Source organism: Acinetobacter sp. CFCC 10889, from assembly GCF_003268395.1.
GTDB lineage: Bacteria > Pseudomonadota > Gammaproteobacteria > Pseudomonadales > Moraxellaceae > Acinetobacter.
In genome coordinates this window covers 1-1,648 of record NZ_LQXQ01000147.1, presented here as the reverse complement: position 1 = coordinate 1,648, position 1,648 = coordinate 1, and the positions used below count along the sequence as shown (strand labels likewise).

At 39.4% G+C, this 1,648-nt stretch carries 2 protein-coding genes and 1 pseudogene; all 3 read left to right on the top strand.

Features of this window, described 5'->3' with window-relative positions; translation table 11 throughout:
- Nucleotides 1-724 (top strand): annotated as a pseudogene (locus AVJ19_RS21075) (hypothetical protein); the annotation flags it as partial.
- A complete protein-coding gene (locus AVJ19_RS21070) occupies nt 721-1,191 on the top strand; it encodes a phage baseplate assembly protein domain-containing protein (RefSeq protein ID WP_111861424.1) in 471 nt (156 codons plus the stop codon). The pseudogene AVJ19_RS21075 and the gene AVJ19_RS21070, both read left to right, overlap by 4 nt.
- Nucleotides 1,192-1,197: 6 nt before the next feature.
- On the top strand, nt 1,198-1,560 hold the full coding sequence (locus AVJ19_RS21065; protein WP_111861423.1) for a phage GP46 family protein: 363 nt from the start codon (nt 1,198-1,200) through the stop codon (nt 1,558-1,560).
- Nucleotides 1,561-1,648: the final 88 nt, after the last annotated feature.

Here is a 1,648-nt window from a genome sequence, read left to right as displayed (position 1 = left end):
TGGCTTTCGTGTGCAGGATGATGCTTGGTTGAAGAATAAAATCACGGTAGAACCAGGCGAGTCTTTATATGATGCGATTGCGAAAGCGGCTCAAGTGACGGGTCAATTTGTATGGATGGATGAGCAAGGTGTCATGAATATTGGCAACCCATTTAACCAATCCCAACAACCTTCACAAACATTAAATCTAATGTTTGGTGGTCAAAATAATAATGTGCTTTCAGCGAGTTATGACGAAGATGTGTCTAATGTTTTTAGTGATCTTAAAATTTTAAGTCAGGATGAAAAAGGTCAGCATATTTTAGCTGAAACTAAACGTACCACGCCTTACGCTTATGCAAGATTGAAAATTATCACATTAGGGGATGTTGAAACCCAAGCGGAAGCACAAGCTGCAATTGATAAAGTTCAACATGACAATGACTTAGAAGCCTATACATTGACAACCACTGTACCCGACTGGGTCATCAATGGGTCAGTTTGGAAAACAACTGGACTGATTCATTTTAATAGTGATGTTCTTGCACGTTCAAATGCCAAATGGGTGGTGATGGGTCGTACTTTTCGACTATCTCGTCATGAGGGTAAAACCACTGAATTAAAGCTTAAACGTGAAGGCGATTGGGCACAACCATTGCTCTACAAGGAAAAAGAAGTAAAAGGCAAAAAAGAAACTAAGAAAAAGGAAAGTTCTGAAGCCAAGCCAACTGGAGATAGCCAATGAGTATGATTTCTAAAAGTTTAGGTCAAATTAGACAGGCATTTTTAGGCATCGTTGCCCGTGCCGGAGTCAAAGCTCAAATCCAAGGCTTAGCCGATGAAGTGATGGACGAAATGGAAATCTATCAGCAAGTCGGATTTTCATCTTGGATACCTGAAAAAAGTCGGGTGGTAATACTGCCGATGATGGGCAAATCTGCACGATCCATCATTATTGCAAGTACTGAAGCACCGATCATGATTACTGTCAATGAGGGTGAAACCTGTATTTATGATCAGTTTGGGCATCAAGTTTTACTAAAACAGGATGGCATACATTTGAAAGGTGGTGATGTTTTTATTGATGACGGTGATTTACATGTTTTGAATGGTGATGTCATTGATAAAAAAGGCTCTATGCAAGCAATGCGAGATGCTTATAACCCTCATACACATGGCAACTCCCCTACACCTTCAACTCCAATGGAATAAACATTTATGGCAGAAATTGATCTAAAAACCCGTGACTATGTCATTGAGAGTTTGAATAAAAAATTTGATGTCAGCCTTATTCAAGCTGTGATTATGCGACTACTTGTACATCGTGGTAAATACTGGGCTAATCCAAATCTCGGCAGTCGATTTTATTTATTGTTACGTTCCAAGGACGTTCCTCGTAACTTATTGCTCGCTAAACAATATGCATTTGAAGCGTTAGAAGACCTGTTAGAAAGTCGTGTTGAAGCGATCAATATCACAGCCAATCAAAGTGAAAAAAGCCGTATTGATTTGCTGATCGAAATCACCCAACTCACTGGGGAAAAGCAAACCATTCTTTATTTTGTGCCCGTTGGAGGATAACAAATCATGGCATTTAAGATTCCTACTTTTGCACAAGTTAAAAAAACCATTGTGCAGGAAATTCAAGGTCTAACGGGACTGACAATTC

Bases quoted from the DNA above. Each gene is read 5' to 3' on its own strand.
- AVJ19_RS21065 (WP_111861423.1), top strand. From the start codon at position 1,198: ATGGCAGAAATTGATCTAAAAACCCGTGACTATGTCATTGAGAGTTTG.
- AVJ19_RS21070 (WP_111861424.1), top strand. From the start codon at position 721: ATGAGTATGATTTCTAAAAGTTTAGGTCAAATTAGACAGGCATTTTTA.